The sequence below is a fragment of the Nocardioides sp. genome (assembly GCF_031422975.1).
Taxonomy (GTDB): Bacteria; Actinomycetota; Actinomycetes; order Propionibacteriales; family Nocardioidaceae; genus Nocardioides.
Genome location: NZ_JANPEO010000019.1, coordinates 1 through 1,749, shown reverse-complemented (window position 1 = coordinate 1,749; position 1,749 = coordinate 1). Strand labels below are relative to the sequence as shown.

Annotated in this window: 1 protein-coding gene; it reads right to left on the bottom strand. The window is 66.6% G+C overall.

Translation table 11 applies throughout. From position 1 onward, the window contains the following. The coding region (gene glgX / locus RMO85_RS00655) for a glycogen debranching protein GlgX (RefSeq protein WP_310525810.1) at positions 1-1,749 on the bottom strand (1,749 nt) is incomplete at both ends.

Genomic DNA, 1,749 nt, shown 5'->3' with positions numbered 1-1,749 from the left:
GCCACCGGTGTCGATGACGACGTCCCACGCGGCGGCGTACTCGTCGGGAGGCAGCGTCACCTCGGCCGGTCCGTCGGCGTTGAAGTAGAGCAGGAAGTGGTCGTCGGTGATGGTGCCGCCGCGGGCGTCCTTGCCGGCGATGCCGTCGCCGTTGAGGTACATCCCGATCGCCTTCGAACCCTCCCAGCTGTCGTCCTGCATCGGCTGGCCGTCGAGGGCCAGCCAGACGATGTCGTTGAGCCGCTCCCCTCCCGTGGCGGAGTCGCCGGTGCGCACGGTCTTGCCTGTGAAGAACCGCTTGCGGTGGAACGTCGGGTGGCTGGCGCGCAGCTTGGCCACGGCAGCCGTGAACTCGATCAGCGGCTTGTCGGCGCGGTCCCAGTGCACCCAGGCGATCTCGGAGTCCTGGGCGTAGGTGTTGTTGTTGCCGTTCTGGGTCCGGCTCATCTCGTCGCCGTGCAGCAGCATCGGCACGCCCTGGCTGAGCAGCAGCGTGGCGATGAAGTTTCGCTGCTCGCGGGCCCGCGACTCCAGGATCTCCGGGTCGTCGGTCGGGCCTTCCACCCCATGGTTCCAGGAGCGGTTGTGGCTCTCGCCGTCGTTGTTGTCCTCGCCGTTGGCGTCGTTGTGCTTCTCGTTGTAGGACACGAGGTCGCGCAGCGTGAAGCCGTCGTGTGCGGTGACGAAGTTGATGCTCGCGAACGGCCGGCGACCCGAGTGCTCGTAGAGGTCGGAGGAGCCGGAGAGTCGTGAGGCGAAGTCGCCCAGCGAGGGCTCGCCACGCCAGAAGTCGCGCACCGTGTCGCGGTAGTCACCGTTCCACTCGGTCCACTGGGGCGGGAAGCCGCCGACCTGGTAGCCGCCGGGCCCGATGTCCCACGGCTCCGCGATCAGCTTGACCTGGCTGACCACCGGGTCCTGCTGCACCATCTCGAAGAAGGTGGAGAGCTTGTCGACGTCGAAGAACTCACGGGCGAGCGTGGCCGCGAGGTCGAACCGGAAGCCGTCGACGTGCATCTCGGTGACCCAGTAGCGCAAGGAGTCCATGATCAGCTGAACCGAGTGCGGGTGCCGCACGTTGAGGCTGTTGCCGGTGCCGGTGTAGTCCATGTAGTGCTGCTTGCCGTCCTCGACGAGGCGGTAGTACGCAGGGTTGTCGATGCCCTTGAAGCTCAACGTCGGCCCGAGGTGGTTTCCCTCGGCCGTGTGGTTGTAGACCACGTCGAGGATGACCTCGATGCCGGCCGCGTGCATCGCCTTGACCATCGACTTGAACTCCTGCACCTGCTGGCCGTGCTCACCGTTGGCGGCGTAGTCGGCGTGCGGCGCGAAGAAGCCGAGGGTGTTGTAGCCCCAGTAGTTGCGCAGCCCCTGGTCGAGCAGGGTGCTGTCCTGGACGAACTGGTGGACCGGCATCAGCTCGATGGCGGTGACGCCGAGCTTGCACAGGTGCTCGGTGACGGCCGGGTGCGCGAGTCCGGCGTAGGTCCCGCGCTCCTCCTCCGGGATGTCGGGGTGCAGCTGGGTCAGGCCCTTCACGTGGGCCTCGTAGATGAACGACTCGTTGTAGGGGATGTTGAGGCGGCGGTCGCCCTCCCAGTCGAAGAACGGGTTGATGACCACGCCGTGGGTCATGTGCGCGGCCGAGTCGTCGTCGTTCTTGCTGTCCTCCTCGCCGAAGTTGTAGGAGAACAGCGACTGGTCCCACTCGATCTCGCCGCTGGTCGCCTTGGCGTAGGGGTCGAGGAG